Raw genomic sequence first — 19,003 nt, 5'->3', positions numbered from 1 at the left:
CGGATGGCTGCCTTCAACTTCTCCTCAATAGCGGGAATGTCCTTTACATTGATCGGTTTCCAATTCTTCATAGTCTGTTCTCCTTTTTTCATTTTATGGTTTGGTTTTGGAGTTGGCCCTGCGGCCGCCGGGATACCGCCCGGCCCGGAGATGTGGGATCACCTCCTCACTTGCCCTCTTTATCTCCAACGCCCGCTCCGGCCTGGATCAGTTTTTCAGTCACCGCCAAGCCTTTGATTAAAAATTCAGGGACATTGTAGCCACACTCTACCAGATTTTCGAGGATACTACGGATCTCGTTGACTAATAGGGACGCCAAAGTAAACCATCCAAAAAGCATCAAAAAGTCCAGGTTGATTCCCAGCATATCCTGCCCCAAATGTATGAACATTGTCGGCATCAAAAAAGCTACCAGGATAATCACCCAGTAGCCTACTTTTTTTGCCGCCCCCTTCCATCCTACCGCACTGGATTCCTTTCCCAGTTTTCTAGCCTTGTACCATCCTGTCAGCCAGTCAACAATGTTAAGCGCAAGGTATCCCAAAAATAAATACCAGTACACACCAAACAGAGCCGTAAAAACGGCCACAGCTGCTCCTACTGCTGCATTATAGCGATCTACAAAATTCATGTTACTCATCCTCCTCATTTTCCTTCAGCCACGTCTCCGTAGCATTCCTCCAGAGTTTCGGCACGTCCTCAAGTGTCATCTCTCCGGCCTTGATTTTTAACCCGTAAAATTTACCCATATTACTGCTCACCCCCAATCTGATCCGCCAAATCACTGGTAGCTTTTCCAAGATCATCTACCGCACCGTTTAATACTTCCTGTCCCTCCTCCAGGGCATCCAGGCGCTTTTCCTCGTCTGTTTTCTCCCGGAAGCGATAGCTGGTCAGCACAGATCCGTCAGAAGATACGGCGGATGTCTCTGACACCAGCACCAGGTCTGTGTATGTGCCAACTGTCAGGCCGGCGCCCGTCTGGATCTGGACACTGGACAGGTTGTCCGCCGTCATCTTTTTCCAGATTGCCACCATACCGGCCCGATCGGCCGCCGCCACCTGGATGTTTGACAGGGATGCTCCTGCCTCAAGCTCAATTGTTGTGTTGTCCTTTAAAATCATTTTGTCTTTGTTCATAATCTTATTTTCCTTTCTTTGTTTTATAGTAAATTCCCGGAGGATAAAAGCTACATATCCGCTGTGATTCCGCGCGTAAAAGATATTACATCTGGAGCGGATCAGCCAAATTTGAGATCGGATGTCGCATTTATGATCCAAACCAAGGGGATCAAATCCGGAGAGTACGGTTTCTCCAGTACTCAGTATACTGATCTCCCAGCAAGCGCCCCCAAATGGGGATACGTTAAATATTTTCAGCATGCCGATAATTATGTTACTGTTTGGGTATTCCCTGACGGCTTTACTGGTGGCATATTGCTCAATCAGTTCATTTTGGGGCAAAATCAGTGGAACACCACCTGGAAAAAGCTGGAACTGTCTGAGACCTCATAAAATAGTAATTTTGATGTGTCATCCAAAGCCCTAACACTATCTAACTCAACATTATTTAGTGCTGATAACACCGCATCAAGGATTTTCAAAGTAGGACCGCGGACCCGGATCGCAATTATCCGTGTTGCAAATTTCAATTCTGTATCTGCTGGTGGTACATATCAAATAGGCACCCTCGATGAAGAGGATCGTCCGGTGGCAGAAACCTGTGCAGTTATCGCCCGCACCGACGGTAATACCAACAATATGATCGTTGTAAATTTGCAGACAGATAGAAGAGTCTCTATGCGTCCCCTTACTCAATGTTCTGCCGGGGTTACCTGCATCGGGACTATTTCATGGCCAACATCCGCATAAAATCCCAATATAACCATGAAAATCTTACGTTTTTACCCTGCTTTTCTGTCCTGTCTTCCTCTGCTCACTCACTCTACGCATTACCACCACGCAAAAAAGACCGCCCTGCCGGCCGGCCAAAAAAAATCATATGGATTACCTATATTTTATCCAGCCCGCAACCGCCTGTAGGCCTCCCGGACACTGCTGGTCTTGACCGTGACGTAAATCATCGTGGTCTCGATCTTTGAGTGGCCCATGAGGACCATCAGCTGCTCCACCGGCATCCCGCGCCCGATCATATCACAGGCGAACGTCCGACGGAACCGGTGCGGATGTACATTTGCCACTGCAGCCTTCTGGCCCAATTCTTTGAGCAAATACTGTACCCCCGCTATGGTCATGCGCTTAAACGGCGCTTTTGCTGCCACAAACAGCGGCCGCCGGCGGAGATCATCCTCTCCTATCCTTTCTCGCCGCTGGCGCTCTCTCAAGTAACGCTTGAGGTGGAATTTTGCCACATCATTCAATAAACATAGTCTCTCCTTGCCTCCTTTGCCCTTGATGTAAAACTCCATCCGATAAAAGTCAATGTCCCCAACGTCTAATTTGCACACCTCTGACACCCTCAATCCGGTAGCCAGCAAAAACTCTACCAGTGCCCGATCTCTGGACCGGTCACAATGCAGTCTCAGAGCCTCCAGCTCCTCCTGGGCAAACGGCTTTTTGACTACGCTCTCCACTTTCAGTCCGCCGATCCGGCGCACCGGATTGTCCGGCACTAGCTTTTCCAATGTCAAGAAGTCCCAAAACGATGACAGATAATGTATCCTCGTCTGCATAGTGCTCATCTGGATCCCGCGGCGCTCGCGCATCACCGCATAATAGTATCGCAGATCCATCGCCGTGATGTCCTCCAGGCGTTTACCTAAAAAATCCAGCATGTTGTAGATCTCCCGGCTGTACTGCTGCAGCGTGCCGTCTGCCCGGCCGGTGGTCTTTTTCGACCCCAAAAACATATTGATCTTGGCCACATCTCCATCCTCCCCGGTCGGCGCCAGTTCGCTGCACTCCTCGATAATCTGTTTGCCGTGCAGCGTGATATACAGCACATTCTCCAGTTTTTCGAGTTGCGCCGGCGCAAGATCCGGCATCATAGCGCGCTTGATTGTTTGTATAATCTCTTCGACCATTCTCTCTCTCCTCTCTCCCTTAGGGTACAAGAGGTAGAAAAATATAGCAATTATCCGCCAAAAATCTCAGTTATATTGGGATATCATTTCGTGGCATACGGAAGAACACCATATATAGATGACGCTGTTGTTATAGCAGATCCGCTGTAATTTTGAATGATTATTTGCCCGTTGGGATTAATGGTCGCAAGTGCAATTTTACCCCCATCAAATACGACTGGAGCATAGTATGTACTGGCCGGAGCATAGTCAGATAGTACCGTGAATATTTGGACCGTATTTCCGCTTTCGATTTGAGCGGTCAACTTCATACCGGTGAATGCGATTTCTGCCAGCTTTCCCTGCTTTGAAAATTTGAGCGTTCCGGTCGCCACGCCCGATAAAGTAAAATCAGTTTTGATTATTAATGCGTTAGTTGATTAAAAATATCACCTGCCCTCCGAGGTATTTGGCTGTGCTTGGAGTTCGTGACAGTTTTATTTCTCCGCTGATTTCAGCGGATACTTTTGTAGAAAATTCCCCATCAGTGGATGACATTACACCATAAGCTACTTGACTCGGCCGAAAACCGGCGGGAATGGTGAATACTACTACATCACTTTCCCCCAAGTGTTGAGACACCAAAAATAGTCCAAAATCAGCAATAGCAATATGACCAATAGTGTTGATCCAACAGTTACTTACAGTACCAACTACACCTGGGTTTTTATAATCCGCTAGGATCTCGGATTTGGATATTAAATCACTCTTTAACTCAGCAATGTCATTTTTATTGTCTGTGATCTGATCCTGCAGCGTTTTTCCCATCGCCGCATCCAGGGCAGCTACTCCGGCCTCCGTTGCCAATGCATTATTAACCAACGGCGGCAACGGTCCCTGAGGGCCCTGCGGCCCTACAGGCCCCTGTACCCCCTGAGGGCCCTGCTCTCCCTGGGGGCCTTTGATATTTCCAATAAGAATTCTTGCCATGTCTACCTCCTAAACCTCCTAATCATCCGTCACAAAATACAGGTTGCCGCTTTCGGAATCATACTCGAATTGCGGCGGCGTGCTGCCGTCCGGGTACTCTGCATAGAGATCTCCGGTCGCCGGATCCAGGTAAAGCGAAAACATCCCGGAAGCCGGCGCCATGACACCGCTCTCTCCCTGCGGGCCCGGCGGCCCCTGCTCTCCAGGTGCGCCGTCAAATTCGCCGGACGCCACCCGATCCGCCAAATCCTGGCGTACCTCCTCCACATTTTCCAATGCCTGATTGGCGTTCTCGGCTGCTGCCGCAGCCTGCCCTGCAGCCTGGATTGCTGACTGCTGAACCTGATCTGCACTATTGGCCACCTGCGTCACTCCCGCTATTGCTTCATTTACACTGGCCTGTATTTTTTCAAATGCGTCTATGTTTGCCTGCCTTACATCTTCCCCGCAGTACGCGTCTTCCCACTGTTGGATTTCCGGTTCCAGGTTGATAGGACTTACTGTGATTGCCATTACTCTCCACCTCCATTCTGCATATCTTCGATGTCATTTTCGATTCTTCTGAGCCGATCACTGATGGATCCTTCGCCCACGATCATAAAATCCCGTGCCCAGCACTGCCCGCCATTGTTTACAGCAAAATCAAAATCTCCGGAATCACTGTATCCGGCCCAAAACCACAGACCTCCATCTGATGTGGGCTCCGCCGACATTCCACACTGTCCGTCATTCGACTGGAAAATATTTCTTCCCCAAGATAATCTGGAATAAAAACCGCCAATTCCAACCTCCTGGTCATCCGCATAAAAAAATCCATCGCCAATATCAATCTGCGCACCGGTAATCTTTCCTCCGGAAATCTCAGGGGCATTCATTTTTCCGCTGTTGATTGTAATTCCATCCTTACTCATTTCCATCAGCGTTTCATCTTTGGTGTTCAAAATTCGGATCACCCCATCCGTGTTCCAGGTACTTCCTCCTATAATCAGCGTGCCGGATCGGATAAACGTGGCATTCAGATTTCCGTCTATGGTCCACGCGTTAGTATATGGGCCGTTATATCCATTTGTGGAAAATCCAATCCCATTTTGGTTCATTCGGATCACATTTTTAGCACTCTGCTTGTCCGGTTGATCCATGATCAATATCTGCCAGGGAGATACCGCATTCCCCTGATCATCATAGGTATCCAGGACTACATACCCGCCCTTTGCCCCCGTGATCGTCATACCGGTTTGTACAATGGTATTCCCCAGATCCACCTTGGTATTAGTATTATTTTTCTCTGCCTCTGTCTGATTGCTTACTACCTGTTTTGACAGGCTCTGCTTTACTTCTCCCAGTGTGACCGAATCATTTTCCGGACTTGTCAGGTGCATGGTCTTTTCCGCCAGTAAATACTCGGTGTCTATTCCATGCGGCGGAGACACGATCCTCGTGTTCTTCCCAACCTCAAACGCGGCCACTCCGTCCTCTATGTATGATAAATCCACTGCCTGTATCGAAAATGTTTCCGGCAATGTCATGCCGTTGATATATTCCTGTGCTACTCTCTTTAATTCTCCGGGATCGGTTATATCATCCCATTGTTTTACCCCTACGATGGTCCTATACTTGTCTTTGAGGGTTTGGTTTTCCACATAATTCACACCGTTATTCACACTGTCGATGGTGACATATCGTGGCAGCGTACTCTGATCATTTGCTTCCAGTTCGGCTCCAAGCGGTATAATTCTGGTATAGATCTCTTCCGGACTGCGCTCGGAGTTTAAATCCACAATGTTTTCTCCCAAACGTACAATCTGGCTATTTTCTCCAAATCCGGCCTGATAATCTACCGCATAGCTGTCATCTGCCAAATAACGGATCCTTAAATAACCTCCCAGTGTTTCCTGCGTTGTTTCCGACAGAATGGACAGAGTATCCTTATACTCATTGGATACCACCACAATTGTCCCGTCCATAATATCGCCAGCCTGAAATTTGGCTTCGCACTGCTCATTATGGGCGCCAAGAATCTGTGTGAAATATGCTTCCAAGGATCCGGAAAACGAAAACGGCTGCTGAATACTGTCCGCCAAATATGACATAGATCCCACCGTTTCCACAGTCCCTGTATTCAAAATATCTTTTTTGTCGTTGGATACCCGTCCGTCATAAATCACGTCATCCCCGTCATAAACATAAACCTTCGTGGATAAAGGTTCTATGTGCAAATAAGCCGGATTCTGCGGAGGAATTGAAAAATTAAACGTGGCCGTACTGCCTAATGAATCATTTAACTCATCATCATAGATCTGCCGGTCCGGATCCAATGGATAATACAGGACTTCCCGTGTTGTCCCGTTTTTTATTTCTACATGGTATCTGTGCATTACAGACTGCCTCCCCTGTAATGGATCGTTACGACTCCAGTCCCAGAAAACATAAACAGGTTATCTCCCGGTCCCGTCACAATATCATAAAATTTGTTCGTTCCATTCTGCAGCTGATAGGTCTTCTCCTGATATTTCACTGTTAAATTTTGCGCTGCGCTCACTTCAAATTCCGGAATTACCGGCATTTGGTTCCCGTACACATTTACGGTAAGGGTGCCGGATACCTGTAATCCATGATAATTCCGGAATATATCTGTCGCAAACACGAAGGTATCCCACGCCTGGCAGGTTCCCTCTCCTCCATCGCGCGTTTCCATTTTATATGGCTGTGCGTTGACTGTAACGGAAAAAGTTCCGACCTCATTTCCCAGGTCAAAGTCATCATTGACCGTCAATCTTCCTTCCCAGTAATAACTGGGATCATCCTCAAAAATGACCTGCACTTTCCGGTTATGGTATTTATTCTGGACATTTGATAATGTTCTTGTCCATTCTGCTCTTGCCTTCTTCCCGCCCAGTGTAATCGTGATCTCCCGGTTCCCATAAAACGGGATTCCCATTAATGCTTCCGACAAATCCAGATCTCCATTTCTAGCAGGTATTTCCAGAAAATTCTGTTTTGCGTCCGCCGGCGCAATATTCTTCGACGACATGATCAGCTCGAACTGCTTCCAGGTGTCATTTCCGTTCAAATAGCACCGTGTCGGTATGATCATACGCCAAACCTCCCTTCTTTTCGGGCATAGCCTCCCAGAGTGCTATTGATTCTGGGGGTTAATTTCCCGACCAGCGTTCCATCATTCAGCACGACCTGAAGATTCCCCAATTTTTCCGCTAACCGATTATAGGCAATCGCAGTTCCATTCGCTTCCTGTAAATTGGGCCTCATGGCTGCTGCCTCTTCCTTCATCGCCTTTTCGATTTCCGGGATACCCGACCGGATCCCGCTGGTAATCATTTTGGTCATATCAGGCATATAGGTATCAAAATCAGCAAGAGGACCTTTGTCGGGCTTAGAAAAATGAATGTAACTGCGGATCGTATCCGCCACCGATCCGATTGCGTCCCCAATTTTTCCGATCCCCTCTTTGATTCCGCTGATCAGATTATCGATCATATCCCTGCCCCAATTCAAAAATTGCCCCGGCAGAGACGCGATATAATCGACCGCACTTTTGATTCCATTTATGATCGTCGTTCCAATTTCACGCGCCTTCGTTGTGACATTCTGATAGAGGTTCTGGAACGCATTTTTGACATTTTCGACCATTTTATCAACGGTTTGTCGAAACTGCTCGCAATTATCGTACAGCAGCTTGAAAGCACCCGCGAATGGATTTACCAGCATCAGCAAAAGTGCCTGCCAATTATTTTGGATAAACTGTATGATGGAATCCAAAATTTGCTTTACGGTGTCAATCGCTGACGATACGGTACTTTTAATAGTCTCCCAAACTTCGGATATTTTGTTTCTGGCATCTTCATTTGTGGCTATAAACACACCTATGGCCGTCACTATAGCCGTAATGGCAGTGATCAACAATCCAATCGGATTCGCATTCATGGCTGCGTTGATCGCATACTGGGCAATAGTCGCGCCTTCATTGGCAGCCTTGAACGCATTGATGCTTCCCACAAGCCCCTGAATCATCGTCACCACATTCCACGCCCCCAGAGCTGCCCCTATTCCGGCGATAACGCTTAAAATCGCCGGGCCGTTCTGGGATACAAATCCTGCAAAATCAGAAAAAGCCTGCGACGCCTGCGGAATTACAGCCGTCGCAATCTCTACCAACTTGTCACCGATTGGAGCCAACTGCTCCTGGGCTCCGCGGAGCGCTGCGTCCAGCTCCTGTTGTGAGGTCGTTGTGGCATCAGTCAGCTCCTGAGCTTTGCCGGTCACGTCCGAATACGCATCTCCAACACTGGTAAGTGAGGTGATAAACTTTAAATTTCCATCTTCGGCCATCGTCCCGAATGCGGTTGCCGCTAAGGTCAGGGCATCCTGCTGGGTTGCTACATTTGCGATGTCCCAAACGATGGAATCAATCACATCTTTTTGTGTGGCTTCTCCATCCTGCCATGCTTTAAAAAGCTCCCTGGTCTTTATGCTGTAGCTGTCTATTTCATCAGCAATCGTGCCATCTGCCAGCCGGGTGGTTACCTCGTTTATAGCATTATTCACCTTGTCCAGGTTATAGGCTCCATTATCAAGGCCGTTGTTTAACAGCTGGAAGTATTCTTCCGCGGAATATCCCGCTTGTGCAAATTTTCCCGCGTATTCGCTCAGGTTATCTCCCAATTCCTGTGTTTTATCCAGTCCATTCTGCGTACCGGCCACGATAAAATCCATGGCTTCCTGTGCGCTCAGCCCAAACTGCTGCATCAATGAGTTGACACCCCGAAGCGTTTCATTCATATCGATCCCGTACATCGACTCCAATGTAATTGCCTGGTTTGTCAAATTGGTGAGATCCGTTTGTGACAGATCGTCCAAATTACTCTTGACTGCTATGACCGCATTAGCGACCTCATCCATGCTCTCTCCGACGCCACCGGCAAACACGTCCTTTATAACCTGTTCGGTCTGCCTCGCCGCGTCCCCTGTCTCTCCAAAGTATGCGGTAGCTTTTACGGTCGCATTTTCGCTCTGCAGGCTGTAATCCGCCAACTGCTGCCCCAATTCCTTAACAGCATCCTTAATAGTCCCCAGGGCGCTCCCTATCGCTTCAGCAGCCAGACTCCCCTTCAGGACGTCTCCAAAACTGGAGGCGCTTCTTCCGGCGTCATCCATCGCCTCTGAGACATCATCGGTTTCGCTCTCCAGTCCGTTCATGGCGGATTCGTTTTGTTTCAGCTCCGCCTGCATTTTGTTCAGGTCCGCAGTCGCCCGATTTACTGCTTGCTGCCATTTCAGCGTCTTATCATCTGTTTCCCCGAATTTTTGAGCTGCTTCGCTCAGCCCACGCTGCAGGAGCTCTATTTTTTTCTGCTGTGCCTCAATTTCCTGGGACAAAACAGCGCTTTTCCTGGTCATTGTCTCCTCGGCATCCGCATTATCATCAAATGCGGTGGAGAGCACCTGCATTTCAGACGCATAAGTCTTTACCTGCTGGGTAATATTATTGATCTGCTTCCGAAACTCCGCTTCTCCATCTATTCCGATTTTAGGGCCGATGTCTACTGCCATTTTGTCACCTCCAGTTTGGGATATATTCTTTTACCTCTCCCTCTTCTTTTGACGTTCCTTCGTCCAAAATTCCCTGAGAGATCTGCCAGCAAGCTACTATGTCCATAAATTGGCCCGGGGCATACAATAAAAATTCCTGGAGATCGACCCCCAGGATTCCTTTCCACATAAAAAGCCATGCAGGAGATTCCTCACCTACATGGCTTCTTTTTCGTTTTTTTTACCGTTTTCTTTTTCCTTCGTGTGGATCTCTTTCTTATTCCCTGATCCGATGGCCGCAAATATTTTCTGCGTAATCTCTCCCATATCCGCTATGTCGATTGCGATTTCCAGATTTTCTGCTGTGATCGGTACATATTTTCCATCTTTCACCGGTGCATTTTCCGGAATCGGAAGATCCGATTCAAACAGATTTTTGTAGGCGCATCCCTGCCTGATCAGAGTCTCTGTCATCCAGATAATGGTCTCAAATGTTTTTTCCTCATTTACATCGTCCCCATTTTTTAAACTATTTGCCATGTTCTGCAGAGATCCGAATTTTTTTGTGATTGCAATGGAAGCCCCGACCGAAAAGCGCATCGGATACTGTTTCCCTGCAATCTCTATGTATACGGTTCTATCCATCATACTCCTCCATTTACGCTCACAGTTGCAATCCCCGCTGCTCTTGCATTGACACCATCGCATTCCACGATCATGATCTTCTGCCCGGCAGTTGCCTGAATATCAGCTTCTCCATCCCACTGCATCATTCCGGAGCAGTCAGCATTATATCCCGGTACTTCCAGCTCCTGTCCAAGCTGATAATAGTAAACATTTTCTCCTGTCGCTTCAGGAGTGACAGTAATCTTTGTTGTTCCTTCTGCTGTCCCGGCTGCACTTTGTATTTCCAGAGTTTTCAACGTACCGACCCCAAGATTATACTGCAGCCATTCCAAGGCATCTGCCTCTGACAAAAACCAGGCATCCGACATCCAGGGATATTTCTCATTTTCCGTGACAGCCTCACTCCTGCTGACGGTCCCCTCGATGGTCTTTGTCTGCCATTCCACGGACTCTCCCTTTGTCGTTGCTGTATTTTCCGGCAGATTAAACACGACTCGTTTTAACAACACTGCACGGTAACGATCCACATCATCAATCTGATGTAATTCGATAAGCCCAACCCCCAAAGTTACCGCCTTCTGATCATCATCATATGCGGTCACCTCTACTGTTTTCCCATCTCCATATGTCTGTTCATAGACCTTTACGCCCAGAACATATTTTGATGTTTCCTGATCCAGCTCATCCACTCCCAGGGATAAAATTGCTGTGTTAAAGGTCGGGTTGTCATTTTCGATCACCCGGTTATCTCCATACAGCGGATTGGGATCCGAAGACTCCGGCGTCATGGTATATTCAATCGCATGTGGATTTACCAGTCCATCCACATAGCTCACATTTTTGCTCGTGGGATTGTACTGGTATTTTCCAAAAACCGGGATACTCAATCCTTTAATTGCCATCTTGTTTCTCCTTTCTGCATTTACTCCATAATCTTCTGACTTTCCTCGTCAATAACTTTCTGCATCTCAGCCAATGCCGGCTTTCTCGTCGCATTGACGGCCGTCCTCATAAATGGCGTTTTGTCCATATATGGCGATCCGCTCTCTGTTACTCGCGCAATCAGCTGATTGGGCTGGCCCCTCGGATACTTCCTGGTTTTAACCTCGTTATATCCGTCAAACCCCAGTTTCACGTTATAAAATCCATTGTCCTGCTGCATTTTCGCTACTCCAAACGACTCCTGCAGCCCTTTCTTTTGGGTATATGATAAATGAGACTTTTCTCCAGATCGGTATGCCTTTATGTTTTCAATGTCCGGGACTGCCGGAAGCGCCTTGATGTTTTCTTTTATTCGATTGGCCACAATATCAGCAGCGCCATAAATTGCTTTTCCAGCAATCGTTTCTGTGCTTTTCCCCAACTTTGACAGCTTCAGAGCATACTCGTCTGCCCCTTTGATTGTCAGTCTTGCCATCAACTCACCTCAAATACCCATTCCCAGTGTGTGGCTTTCGTCTCATCCTCATACTGGACGGAGTTTAAATAAAAGGAGATCCTGGCCGATTTTAACGCAGCCTGAATCTCATCTACCACCGGATCATATTCGTTTTGGGTATAATAATCTATGGTCCCCTGGATGGACTGCTGAATCATGTAATTGTCACCATTCAGCTGGTTTCCTGCTCCGTCCTCCGCCCATACGCAATAGGGATATTCCGCTTTCATCGCTTCAAGATGGAATAGTTTTTCTGCCTCAATTACCGTCAGCAGCGCTTCCTTAACTCTCTGTAGGCACTTCATACGTTTGTCCCAGCCTTTCCAGCGTGATTCTCATAATTCTCAGCCCATTTTCATCCAGTTCCGGCTGTACAAGTCCAACTTGATACTGCGTTTCTTTTTGCTCCTGGATGATAATGACATCCGTATTTTTAACGTCGTTCCAGCCGGGCACAGCCACAAGGGCGGAAACGTCCTGATTGGCCTGCATGGCGTTGTAATATCGGGTAACTCCGATCTGACTATAGCCAAAGTAGTATTTTCCCTTCTCTTCCAGTCCCATCACCGGCCGATCCCCTGCCTGCGCAATGTTTTTCACGTTGTACACGGTCAAAATTCCATCGTCAAACGTCATCTTCTGCCCTCGCTTTCTGACTAAACAGCAGATTATTCAGGTTCCAGCGGAGGAATCGCGGCATCGTTGTATCTGCTGCTGCTCTCTTCCGGAAGAGATAGGCGGCATACTGGATCACCGCCATATCACATTCCGTATCATCTTCAATCAGCTGGATTCCTTCCCGCTGGATAGCAGCGGCGGCAAGGTCCAGGAGCGTTCCCAGGTATTCATCATTTGCCGTTGTCAGCATCTGGAGATCCTGCTTTAAAATTACCAGCTTTGCCGCCTTGTCCATCCTTTCTCCCTCCTATCAGGCTCCGGTTTTGGTGATAGACACCGTGTATGTCTGCTTGCCCAGGCCGTTGGTTACGGTCACCACCAGATCCTTTGTATCCGCCAGCGTCAGGGTCCCGCCGTTGCGCACCTTTTTCCCGTCGTAAGTCATTACAATCTGCGCCGCGTCCTGGGTGGCGATGGCCTCCGCCGTCACCGTCGCAGATGTGGCGGAGAACGTGTACTCGTACTTGTTCGGGGCGAAAGCAGGGGTGAGGGCGGAGCCAAGATCTAATGCCTCCAGGGTGGCATCGTTGGCCGTGTCTCCCGCAAATGCCATAGAGGTCTGCGGCGCCGCGCCCAGGCCGATGGCGATAAACCCTTCAGCGATCACCGGGTCCCCATCGTATCGGGCCGTTCCCTTAAATGCTACCTGATCCTCCGCAAAGCGGTACTCATCAGATCTCGCAAACTCAGAGCCTGCCCGCTCCGCAAGCAGGTATAATTCTCCATATCCAGCTACAATATTGTTGTCCGGAATAATGTCATCCGACAGTACTACAATATCCCCGCCGGCAACCGGCATCGCGCCATCCTGCACAGACACGATTGCGCCAGCAGAATTAAAATTCATGGCCTCTACCTTGATTTTTGTATATGTAGTCTCGTTCATAGCCCAGAATTTGGTTCCTCTGGCATACTTATTGGATGCCTTTCCTCCAGCCAGTACGATCTCTTTAAAAAATTCCAGCCCCGTAGAGCTTGACTGGATCGTGATCATATTACTGGTGTGGAGATCCTGCCAAGGTCTGGCCGTTGCAGGATAATCGGATGGTGCGCTCTCCTGGGCCAGTCTGGTCACAATTCCCAGCGGCATTTTGGTCCCCAGTCCATACAGGATTGCCTTATCCAGAGCAATCCCGATGGCAATTCCCAGGGCATCAATGATTTCAGCAGCCAGTTCCAGATCGGAGTCCTCCAGGGTGGCTTTGCAGATGTAAATGACACCTCCCACCTTATAGCCATCCACTTCAGTCTGAGTAAAGCCGAAATCAATTTCATTCAGTTTTGCACACATTTCTGTCCAAACTGCTTCCGGAATCGTCCCCATCACGGTCTGTCTGGCCTTTCCAGATACCGTCCTTAACCTCACCCGCCGGACCAGCTTCGAGTAGTCCATAATGTTCTGACGGATAAGCTCCAGCACTGCCGTGGGAATTGTCAGATCAGCTCCTGTCACTGCCCGCTTATTGACCGGAGCCGCGCTTCCGATCTCTCTAACTCTGGAGAGGAATGCCTTTACGTTGTTGTCGGCCAGAAATGCCTCCCTCTCCTGCATATTCATTCCAAAAAAGTTTCTTCTTTCCATCGTTCTTCTGCTCCCTTCCCTTCCTGTTCTGCTTTCCGGCTCTCCAGGTGCCTTACTCTCGGTTTCTTTCAGTTCAGCTTCCAATCCTTCGATTTCTTCCTGGAGCCGCTTCTTTTCCCCTTCATGGGCTTCCTTTTCTGTTTCAAATTTTTCTATCTCCTCAGAAACGGCCGCTTCATCTTCCTCTGTCTCCGCTTCATTGATGGCTGTTTCCAGTTCGGCTTCTCTCCTCTCAAACTCACCATCCCTCTCTCTCAAAGCTGCCAGCTCATGGGTTTTCTTTTCGATGCTTCTCCGGAGCATAATTGCTTTTAATGCCATGTTCATTCTCCTTTCAGGCGCTTTCTCATACTTGTGCGCCAATCTTCTCGTCTTTTTTCCTGTGCCTGCTTATATTTCTCCCTGGCCTCTGCCAGATGCTGCTTGTTCCTGGCAGATATGCTGGTGGCTTTATAAGCCGGGAACGTACAGGGCGAAACTTCATAGAGCGGATCCACTTCAGTAATTTTTGTCCGGTACACTCCATCCTCGTCCCACCATTCTTCCTGCCTCGCGATGTCAAAGCCAAAAGAGCAACCATTGACATCCCCCCTGCCCACTCTGGCATAGGCATTCAACGCTTCCTGGTCCTGTTCGTTGATTTCCACGCTGCCCCATAAACCGGTTTCGTCCTCCCGCAGTACAGCGGTCCCATTGGCTGTAGACCCAAGGACAATGTTGCTGTCATGATTCCACAGCACCTTCGTATCCTCCCCAGTGGATAAATACCGGGCAAACGCACCGCGTTCCACAGTCTCTACCCAACCGTCAAATACCTGATACGGCTCATTAAATACTGCAAAGTACCCTTCCAAATAGCGCCTCCCGCCATCTTCCCGGATTTTCGCGTTCTTCATCTTCAAGATTCGATGTTCCATTATGTCTCACCTCCGTTCTGCAGCTTACTCTGGTCTGCAATCATTCCTCGCGGAATGTAATTTTCCAGAATTACCAATTCATTTAACCCGTCTTTCGGGGACAGTCCCAACCAGTCACGGACCTCGTTTGCCGTCATAATTCCGCGCACATACTGATCATCCGCAATTGCGGCCATATCCCGCAGTTCATAGCTGTACAAGCTCCGTGGATTGAACCGAAAGTACAGAGTAGGAGAATACAACAGCTTTTTTGTCATCTCCTGCTGAATCGCCTGTGCAATCGGCATGATCGTGGAACTGATAAAGTTGTTCCATGCTTCCCGGTTAAAATCCCCAACCCCTAAAACAAATGGGGGAACTCCCAGGATCGCTGCCACCGTCCGTTTATCCAGCTGTACCATATCGGATAGTGCCAGGTCAGCCAGAGACAGCGGCCGAACCTGCTCCACAGAGAACTGCTCCGCCGGGATCAGCCACGGTTCTCCAGCTCGCCCCGTTTCGATGTATTCTGACAGCAGTTTTCTGCGGCCTTCCGGACTGGAATACTCATCGGTCATAGCGTCTACCTTCACGATGATGGACGGTTTCCACTTGGATTCCATGAATCCTTTTTCCGTGACTCCGGCCTGCTTTAAATTATTTGCCACATCCGTCAGAGCGACTTTATACCCATCTCCTTTCCATGGGTATGTGCTGTCCGGGTTTAAGACAAAATGCAGTATTTCATCCGGCTCATATGGCGTTCCGCCTAGCATCACCTGATAATCCCAGTAACTCAACGGATTCAAACTCACCGTATTGGCCGGCTGTGGTCTCAGATCCTGCAAATATCCACGCCGGAAGACCGGAAGTACCACAGCATTTCCGTTTCCTTCCAGATACAGGGTGCGAACAATCCATTGGATAAATGTCGATCTGGTCATGCTGCTGCACGGCTCAATATCAATCTTCCGTGACAACTCATTGCGGATCCGGACATCTCCATCATCCCGGTTTTCCATCAGATATAACGTCATGGATCCGATCAGTTTCGCAATTTTATCTACCGCAGTAATGATCTCCGGATTTTGTGATAGGCTTGTATATCCCTTACATGTTAAAATGTCATAGGCGTCCGAACTGCACAGCCAGGAAACCACATTCTTTTCCCGGCGTTTCGTTCCTTTGGGTTCTGCTCTTGTCTTTTTCTTTTTGTCCTTACTCATCTCCCCACCATGCCTTTCCTTTCCTGCTTCGTTCCAGATTTTCTAAGTATCTGACGCACGCAAACACCGACGCATCAAACAGGTCGATCCGGTGCTCTGGCTGAACCTTGTCATATTGGATCATGTCATCCGTCTTCTCGACTGCCGATACATTCTCGACACAATATTCATAGGCTTCCGAATGCAAATAATAAAGAGTTCCGTCTTTAGCACTCTTTTCAATATGTCGAAATCCTTCTGATTTTTTATAGTAATACTGGGGCTGATCAATGATATTAAAATGCGCCTGTTTCATGCCGATAAAATATTCCCGGCAAAATTTTCGGTCATGTCCGATCTGCCTGATCTTAAAGCCCATATCCCGCATTTTTATGAACCAATTGATCACATCCGAATGGTTGACCGTTGGGCTGTTGCACATAGTCAGCCACTCATCATCCGCCCACCCAAACAGTGGGATGTTATCCTGCTCCGCTTTTAGATGCGCCGCGACCACCGGGAAAAATGCGTGAGCGATAATAATGTCCACGCCATTATAATTTCCAAACAGGGCCGCCGCTGTCAGGTCATGCAGCTTTGAGAGATCCGCGCCGCCATACCATTGCACCGGCAGCTTTGCCAGCTGCTGCAAAGTCCAGTCATATTTCTGATCGCTTCTCCTAAATTCATCAATATCAAAGTAGGCTTTTAACGAATTGGTATACACGTTCAAAGACTTTGCGAAAAAATCCTTTCGCTGCTGCGGGTCATTCTGAGCCTGGAGGGAATCATTCAGAATTTCTTCCGGCCGGATGGATACTCCATAAGCCGGATTTGCCATCTCATGCACCTTTGGATCTGTAAAATCCACACTCCCATCTTTGACCCCCTCCGGCGCACAGCAAGCGAAAATAAAATACTGCTCATCTTTGATTGTTCCATTTAATACTTTCCGGCAGTACTTCAGCCTTTGCCCTAAAAATAACTGCTCATTGTCTCCTGCGGTGCTGATCCCAATAATCAGTTTGTTGGTATATGCCTTCATGGCTTCTTTGAACAGATTATATTGCTTTGGCACCTTGAATGCGTGAATCTCATCCGCAATCGCAATATTGCAGTTCAGAGAATCCTGGGCATCCGGATTGGCTGCCAAAGCGCGAATAAAAAAGGATCCCTCTTCGTCTCCAAATTGGGATTCTATGCTGTGCTCATTATTGTTATCGATAATTTTAATGGATCCGCCATCTTTTATGTTCTCCCCCATCCGGTTGATATTGTATTTCAAAAAATTAAAGCTCTCCAATGACTGCATAAGCGCCGCTGAAGCAATGTATGTCTTGGCTCCGCTTTTTCGATAGAGCAACGATAGTGCCCAGGCCAGGGATGCGGCAAATGAAGTCTTAATATTTTTTCTGGGAATGTAAATAAGGGCCTCATGAAATCTTACGATCTCCGTGCCCTTTAGCTTAAATCCGACCAGATTGTAAATGATAAACTTGTGAAACGGCTCCAATAAAAATGGGGTTCCTCTAAGCGGGGTTCCATCCAATCGTTCTCCCTGCTGATGGCAGATCGTTTTTTCGATGATCTGAATGCAAAATTCTGGATCTTTACTGTCCATCCAATAATCAGGATTTTCCAGATCATGAAAAAACCGCTCTACTGCCTGCTTCAGCTCTTCGCAGGCAATCTTACGGCCGTCTCTGATACTTTCGGCATACTCTAAAACTTCCGGCCAATTTTTACCTTTCAATTTCCGCAAGAGCTGCTGCCAGGCCTTTCTTCTTTATTTCTTTCTTCGCGCCCTCTCCCGTAATCTTCTTATAGCTGGATGGCGTCAACCCCAATTCCCGCCAGTATGCCAGAGCGGTTTTGTTCAGCTCATCCCACATCCCAAGGAGTGGGTTCTTCGTCATGTTCGTAGATCCACCCTTGTTCGTGTACTCAATCACCGACTTTCCTCCGGACTTTTTGAATTCCCGGAAAGTTTTATCCCTCTGTTCCAGGATCGCGGCCAGGGATTCTATCACATGATCATAGCTGCTTTCATAGATTTTCAGGGCCAAAAGCTGCTCCAATATTAAGTTTTTATATTTGGATTTTGTCATTTTGCACCCCTTTCATCAAAATTTAGCTTAGAGTTGGAAATGTTTACCCCAGCCATTAGAGATTTTTAAAATTTATTTTTCGTTACCCAGGGGGGGGTCCGTTTTCATTTTCTTTCTGGCCAAAATTAATTTCCACATGATTCGCGTGGATCGTGATTCCTCCTGCCAGTCCAGGAATACTCTCACTTTCTATTCCCACGAAATCTTCCTGGCTGATTCCTGCTGCCACCTGTCCTTTTTTCTCGGCAGCCTTGATCAAATCATTCGCCAGATCTACATACTTTAAATCTGCGATTCCTTTCGCTATAATTGCATCCTTCAGTTCCTTTAACCCTTTGATAATTTCATCCATTCTTTTTCCTCCAATTCTCTCCTGGTTTTGTCTTATACATCAGTCTGCGCCCAGCCTCCGTTAATTCTCCTGACGTTCGGTTCTCCAGCTTATTGTGGGTCCCCATGCTGACACTGATCAAATTCCAGTCACACCAGGCATATTCCGGATACAGCTCCGCCGGATAAATATGATGTACAATGGTAGCCGGCTCCGCTCTTCCGTACCTGGCCGCTAGCACATCCTTATATCCATCCAGCCTCAAAATATGCTGTCTTTTCTTTTTCCATTTCGCGGATCCGTATGGGAACATTATTTTTTTCCTTGATATAAAATTTTATTACACTTTGTACACCGTTTCACATAACCGCCATATGGCCCCGCCTCCCGGCTCCAATGCTTACAGTAATGGTGGCTGCATCTACATTGCCTAAACCATCTGATCAGATTTTCAATCAATCGTCTCACCTCTTACATTTCGTCATCGTAGTTCATTTTCCATATCTTGTGTTTTATCCACCATTTTATCAACATCTTGTGGATAAAGAATCCCCCGCCAGGCTGTGACACCTGGCGAG

General features: G+C 47.8%; 22 protein-coding genes. 1 reads left to right on the top strand and 21 read right to left on the bottom strand.

Annotated elements, in window-relative coordinates:
• Window positions 1-166 precede the first annotated feature (166 nt).
• The 3 genes from B5E84_RS19015 to B5E84_RS19010 are packed head-to-tail and all read right to left on the bottom strand — an operon-like array spanning window position 167 to window position 1,140.
• A complete protein-coding gene (locus tag B5E84_RS19015) occupies window positions 167-631 on the bottom strand; it encodes a phage holin family protein (RefSeq protein WP_087226178.1) in 465 nt (154 codons plus the stop codon).
• Between the two features lies 1 nt (window position 632).
• Window positions 633-749 (bottom strand): CD1375 family protein, encoded by a 117-nt coding sequence (locus tag B5E84_RS21255; protein ID WP_275533087.1) that lies wholly within the window; start codon window positions 747-749, stop codon window positions 633-635.
• Window position 750: 1 nt separating this feature from the next.
• A complete protein-coding gene (locus B5E84_RS19010; protein WP_087226175.1) occupies window positions 751-1,140 on the bottom strand; it encodes a hypothetical protein in 390 nt (129 codons plus the stop codon).
• 132 nt (window positions 1,141-1,272) lie between these two features.
• Between B5E84_RS19010 and B5E84_RS19005 the strand changes: the two genes are divergently transcribed.
• Window positions 1,273-1,515, top strand: coding sequence for a hypothetical protein (locus B5E84_RS19005; protein WP_087226172.1), 243 nt, complete (start codon window positions 1,273-1,275; stop codon window positions 1,513-1,515).
• Window positions 1,516-2,018: 503 nt separating this feature from the next.
• Here the strand turns inward: B5E84_RS19005 and B5E84_RS19000 are convergent.
• The 18 genes from B5E84_RS19000 to B5E84_RS18915 all read right to left on the bottom strand — a co-directional run bounded on the left by B5E84_RS19000 (window position 2,019) and on the right by B5E84_RS18915 (window position 18,446).
• Window positions 2,019-3,044, bottom strand: coding sequence for a tyrosine-type recombinase/integrase (locus B5E84_RS19000; RefSeq protein ID WP_087226169.1), 1,026 nt, complete (start codon window positions 3,042-3,044; stop codon window positions 2,019-2,021).
• A 411-nt stretch (window positions 3,045-3,455) separates the two neighbouring features.
• A complete protein-coding gene (locus tag B5E84_RS21160; RefSeq protein WP_087226166.1) occupies window positions 3,456-4,013 on the bottom strand; it encodes a hypothetical protein in 558 nt (185 codons plus the stop codon).
• Between the two features lie 18 nt (window positions 4,014-4,031).
• Complete coding sequence (locus B5E84_RS18990) at window positions 4,032-4,526, bottom strand: hypothetical protein (RefSeq protein WP_087226163.1); 495 nt, start codon at window positions 4,524-4,526, stop codon at window positions 4,032-4,034.
• Complete coding sequence (locus B5E84_RS18985) at window positions 4,526-6,388, bottom strand: phage tail spike protein (RefSeq protein ID WP_087226160.1); 1,863 nt, start codon at window positions 6,386-6,388, stop codon at window positions 4,526-4,528. The genes B5E84_RS18990 and B5E84_RS18985 overlap by 1 nt, the downstream gene beginning before the upstream one ends.
• Window positions 6,388-7,083, bottom strand: a complete 696-nt coding sequence (locus B5E84_RS18980) for a phage tail family protein (protein WP_143469277.1) — start codon at window positions 7,081-7,083, stop codon at window positions 6,388-6,390. The genes B5E84_RS18985 and B5E84_RS18980 overlap by 1 nt, the downstream gene beginning before the upstream one ends.
• Before the next feature lie 20 nt (window positions 7,084-7,103).
• Window positions 7,104-9,581 carry a phage tail tape measure protein gene (locus B5E84_RS18975; protein ID WP_087226154.1) on the bottom strand — a complete coding sequence of 826 codons (2,478 nt, stop codon included), beginning with the start codon at window positions 9,579-9,581 and terminating at the stop codon, window positions 7,104-7,106.
• 195 nt (window positions 9,582-9,776) lie between these two features.
• Window positions 9,777-10,205: a hypothetical protein gene (locus B5E84_RS18970; protein ID WP_087226150.1), complete on the bottom strand. Its 429-nt coding sequence runs from the start codon at window positions 10,203-10,205 to the stop codon at window positions 9,777-9,779.
• Complete coding sequence (locus tag B5E84_RS18965) at window positions 10,205-11,089, bottom strand: hypothetical protein (RefSeq protein ID WP_087226147.1); 885 nt, start codon at window positions 11,087-11,089, stop codon at window positions 10,205-10,207. The genes B5E84_RS18970 and B5E84_RS18965 overlap by 1 nt, the downstream gene beginning before the upstream one ends.
• 20 nt (window positions 11,090-11,109) lie before the next feature.
• Window positions 11,110-11,604, bottom strand: a complete 495-nt coding sequence (locus B5E84_RS18960; RefSeq protein ID WP_087226144.1) for a hypothetical protein — start codon at window positions 11,602-11,604, stop codon at window positions 11,110-11,112.
• The gene (locus tag B5E84_RS18955; protein WP_143469276.1) at window positions 11,604-11,930 is read right to left on the bottom strand and encodes a hypothetical protein; all 327 of its coding nucleotides are present in this window, start codon (window positions 11,928-11,930) and stop codon (window positions 11,604-11,606) included. The genes B5E84_RS18960 and B5E84_RS18955 overlap by 1 nt, the downstream gene beginning before the upstream one ends.
• Window positions 11,908-12,261 carry a hypothetical protein gene (locus B5E84_RS18950; RefSeq protein ID WP_087226138.1) on the bottom strand — a complete coding sequence of 118 codons (354 nt, stop codon included), beginning with the start codon at window positions 12,259-12,261 and terminating at the stop codon, window positions 11,908-11,910. Before B5E84_RS18950 ends, B5E84_RS18955 begins: the two co-directional genes overlap by 23 nt.
• Window positions 12,251-12,538, bottom strand: a complete 288-nt coding sequence (locus B5E84_RS18945) for a hypothetical protein (RefSeq protein WP_087226135.1) — start codon at window positions 12,536-12,538, stop codon at window positions 12,251-12,253. Before B5E84_RS18945 ends, B5E84_RS18950 begins: the two co-directional genes overlap by 11 nt.
• A gap of 15 nt (window positions 12,539-12,553) precedes the next feature.
• The gene (locus B5E84_RS18940; RefSeq protein ID WP_087226132.1) at window positions 12,554-14,206 is read right to left on the bottom strand and encodes a phage major capsid protein; all 1,653 of its coding nucleotides are present in this window, start codon (window positions 14,204-14,206) and stop codon (window positions 12,554-12,556) included.
• Between the two features lie 2 nt (window positions 14,207-14,208).
• Window positions 14,209-14,802 carry an HK97 family phage prohead protease gene (locus B5E84_RS18935; RefSeq protein WP_087226129.1) on the bottom strand — a complete coding sequence of 198 codons (594 nt, stop codon included), beginning with the start codon at window positions 14,800-14,802 and terminating at the stop codon, window positions 14,209-14,211.
• Entirely contained in the window at window positions 14,802-16,007 is a 1,206-nt protein-coding gene (locus B5E84_RS18930; RefSeq protein WP_087226126.1) for a phage portal protein, read from the bottom strand. Before B5E84_RS18930 ends, B5E84_RS18935 begins: the two co-directional genes overlap by 1 nt.
• Window positions 16,000-17,739 (bottom strand): terminase large subunit, encoded by a 1,740-nt coding sequence (locus B5E84_RS18925; RefSeq protein WP_087226123.1) that lies wholly within the window; start codon window positions 17,737-17,739, stop codon window positions 16,000-16,002. The genes B5E84_RS18930 and B5E84_RS18925 overlap by 8 nt, the downstream gene beginning before the upstream one ends.
• Window positions 17,729-18,094 (bottom strand): P27 family phage terminase small subunit, encoded by a 366-nt coding sequence (locus B5E84_RS18920; RefSeq protein WP_087226120.1) that lies wholly within the window; start codon window positions 18,092-18,094, stop codon window positions 17,729-17,731. The genes B5E84_RS18925 and B5E84_RS18920 overlap by 11 nt, the downstream gene beginning before the upstream one ends.
• 82 nt (window positions 18,095-18,176) lie before the next feature.
• Window positions 18,177-18,446: a hypothetical protein gene (locus B5E84_RS18915; protein ID WP_087226117.1), complete on the bottom strand. Its 270-nt coding sequence runs from the start codon at window positions 18,444-18,446 to the stop codon at window positions 18,177-18,179.
• Between the last annotated feature and the right edge of the window lie 557 nt (window positions 18,447-19,003).

Source organism: Lachnoclostridium sp. An14 (assembly GCF_002160755.1).
Lineage (GTDB): Bacteria > Bacillota > Clostridia > Lachnospirales > Lachnospiraceae > Lachnoclostridium_A.
The sequence above is the reverse complement of the archived record's forward strand: the minus strand, read 5'-3'. Positions and strand labels throughout refer to the sequence as shown.

Bases quoted from the DNA above. Each gene is read 5' to 3' on its own strand.
- B5E84_RS19015 (WP_087226178.1), bottom strand. From the start codon at position 631: ATGAATTTTGTAGATCGCTATAATGCAGCAGTAGGAGCAGCTGTGGCC.
- B5E84_RS21255 (WP_275533087.1), bottom strand. From the start codon at position 749: ATGGGTAAATTTTACGGGTTAAAAATCAAGGCCGGAGAGATGACACTT.
- B5E84_RS19010 (WP_087226175.1), bottom strand. From the start codon at position 1,140: ATGAACAAAGACAAAATGATTTTAAAGGACAACACAACAATTGAGCTT.
- B5E84_RS19005 (WP_087226172.1), top strand. From the start codon at position 1,273: ATGATCCAAACCAAGGGGATCAAATCCGGAGAGTACGGTTTCTCCAGT.
- B5E84_RS19000 (WP_087226169.1), bottom strand. From the start codon at position 3,044: ATGGTCGAAGAGATTATACAAACAATCAAGCGCGCTATGATGCCGGAT.
- B5E84_RS21160 (WP_087226166.1), bottom strand. From the start codon at position 4,013: ATGGCAAGAATTCTTATTGGAAATATCAAAGGCCCCCAGGGAGAGCAG.
- B5E84_RS18990 (WP_087226163.1), bottom strand. From the start codon at position 4,526: ATGGCAATCACAGTAAGTCCTATCAACCTGGAACCGGAAATCCAACAG.
- B5E84_RS18985 (WP_087226160.1), bottom strand. From the start codon at position 6,388: ATGCACAGATACCATGTAGAAATAAAAAACGGGACAACACGGGAAGTC.
- B5E84_RS18975 (WP_087226154.1), bottom strand. From the start codon at position 9,581: ATGGCAGTAGACATCGGCCCTAAAATCGGAATAGATGGAGAAGCGGAG.
- B5E84_RS18970 (WP_087226150.1), bottom strand. From the start codon at position 10,205: ATGGATAGAACCGTATACATAGAGATTGCAGGGAAACAGTATCCGATG.
- B5E84_RS18965 (WP_087226147.1), bottom strand. From the start codon at position 11,089: ATGGCAATTAAAGGATTGAGTATCCCGGTTTTTGGAAAATACCAGTAC.
- B5E84_RS18960 (WP_087226144.1), bottom strand. From the start codon at position 11,604: ATGGCAAGACTGACAATCAAAGGGGCAGACGAGTATGCTCTGAAGCTG.
- B5E84_RS18955 (WP_143469276.1), bottom strand. From the start codon at position 11,930: ATGAAGTGCCTACAGAGAGTTAAGGAAGCGCTGCTGACGGTAATTGAG.
- B5E84_RS18950 (WP_087226138.1), bottom strand. From the start codon at position 12,261: ATGACGTTTGACGATGGAATTTTGACCGTGTACAACGTGAAAAACATT.
- B5E84_RS18945 (WP_087226135.1), bottom strand. From the start codon at position 12,538: ATGGACAAGGCGGCAAAGCTGGTAATTTTAAAGCAGGATCTCCAGATG.
- B5E84_RS18940 (WP_087226132.1), bottom strand. From the start codon at position 14,206: ATGGCATTAAAAGCAATTATGCTCCGGAGAAGCATCGAAAAGAAAACC.
- B5E84_RS18935 (WP_087226129.1), bottom strand. From the start codon at position 14,802: ATGGAACATCGAATCTTGAAGATGAAGAACGCGAAAATCCGGGAAGAT.
- B5E84_RS18930 (WP_087226126.1), bottom strand. From the start codon at position 16,007: ATGAGTAAGGACAAAAAGAAAAAGACAAGAGCAGAACCCAAAGGAACG.
- B5E84_RS18920 (WP_087226120.1), bottom strand. From the start codon at position 18,094: ATGACAAAATCCAAATATAAAAACTTAATATTGGAGCAGCTTTTGGCC.
- B5E84_RS18915 (WP_087226117.1), bottom strand. From the start codon at position 18,446: ATGGATGAAATTATCAAAGGGTTAAAGGAACTGAAGGATGCAATTATA.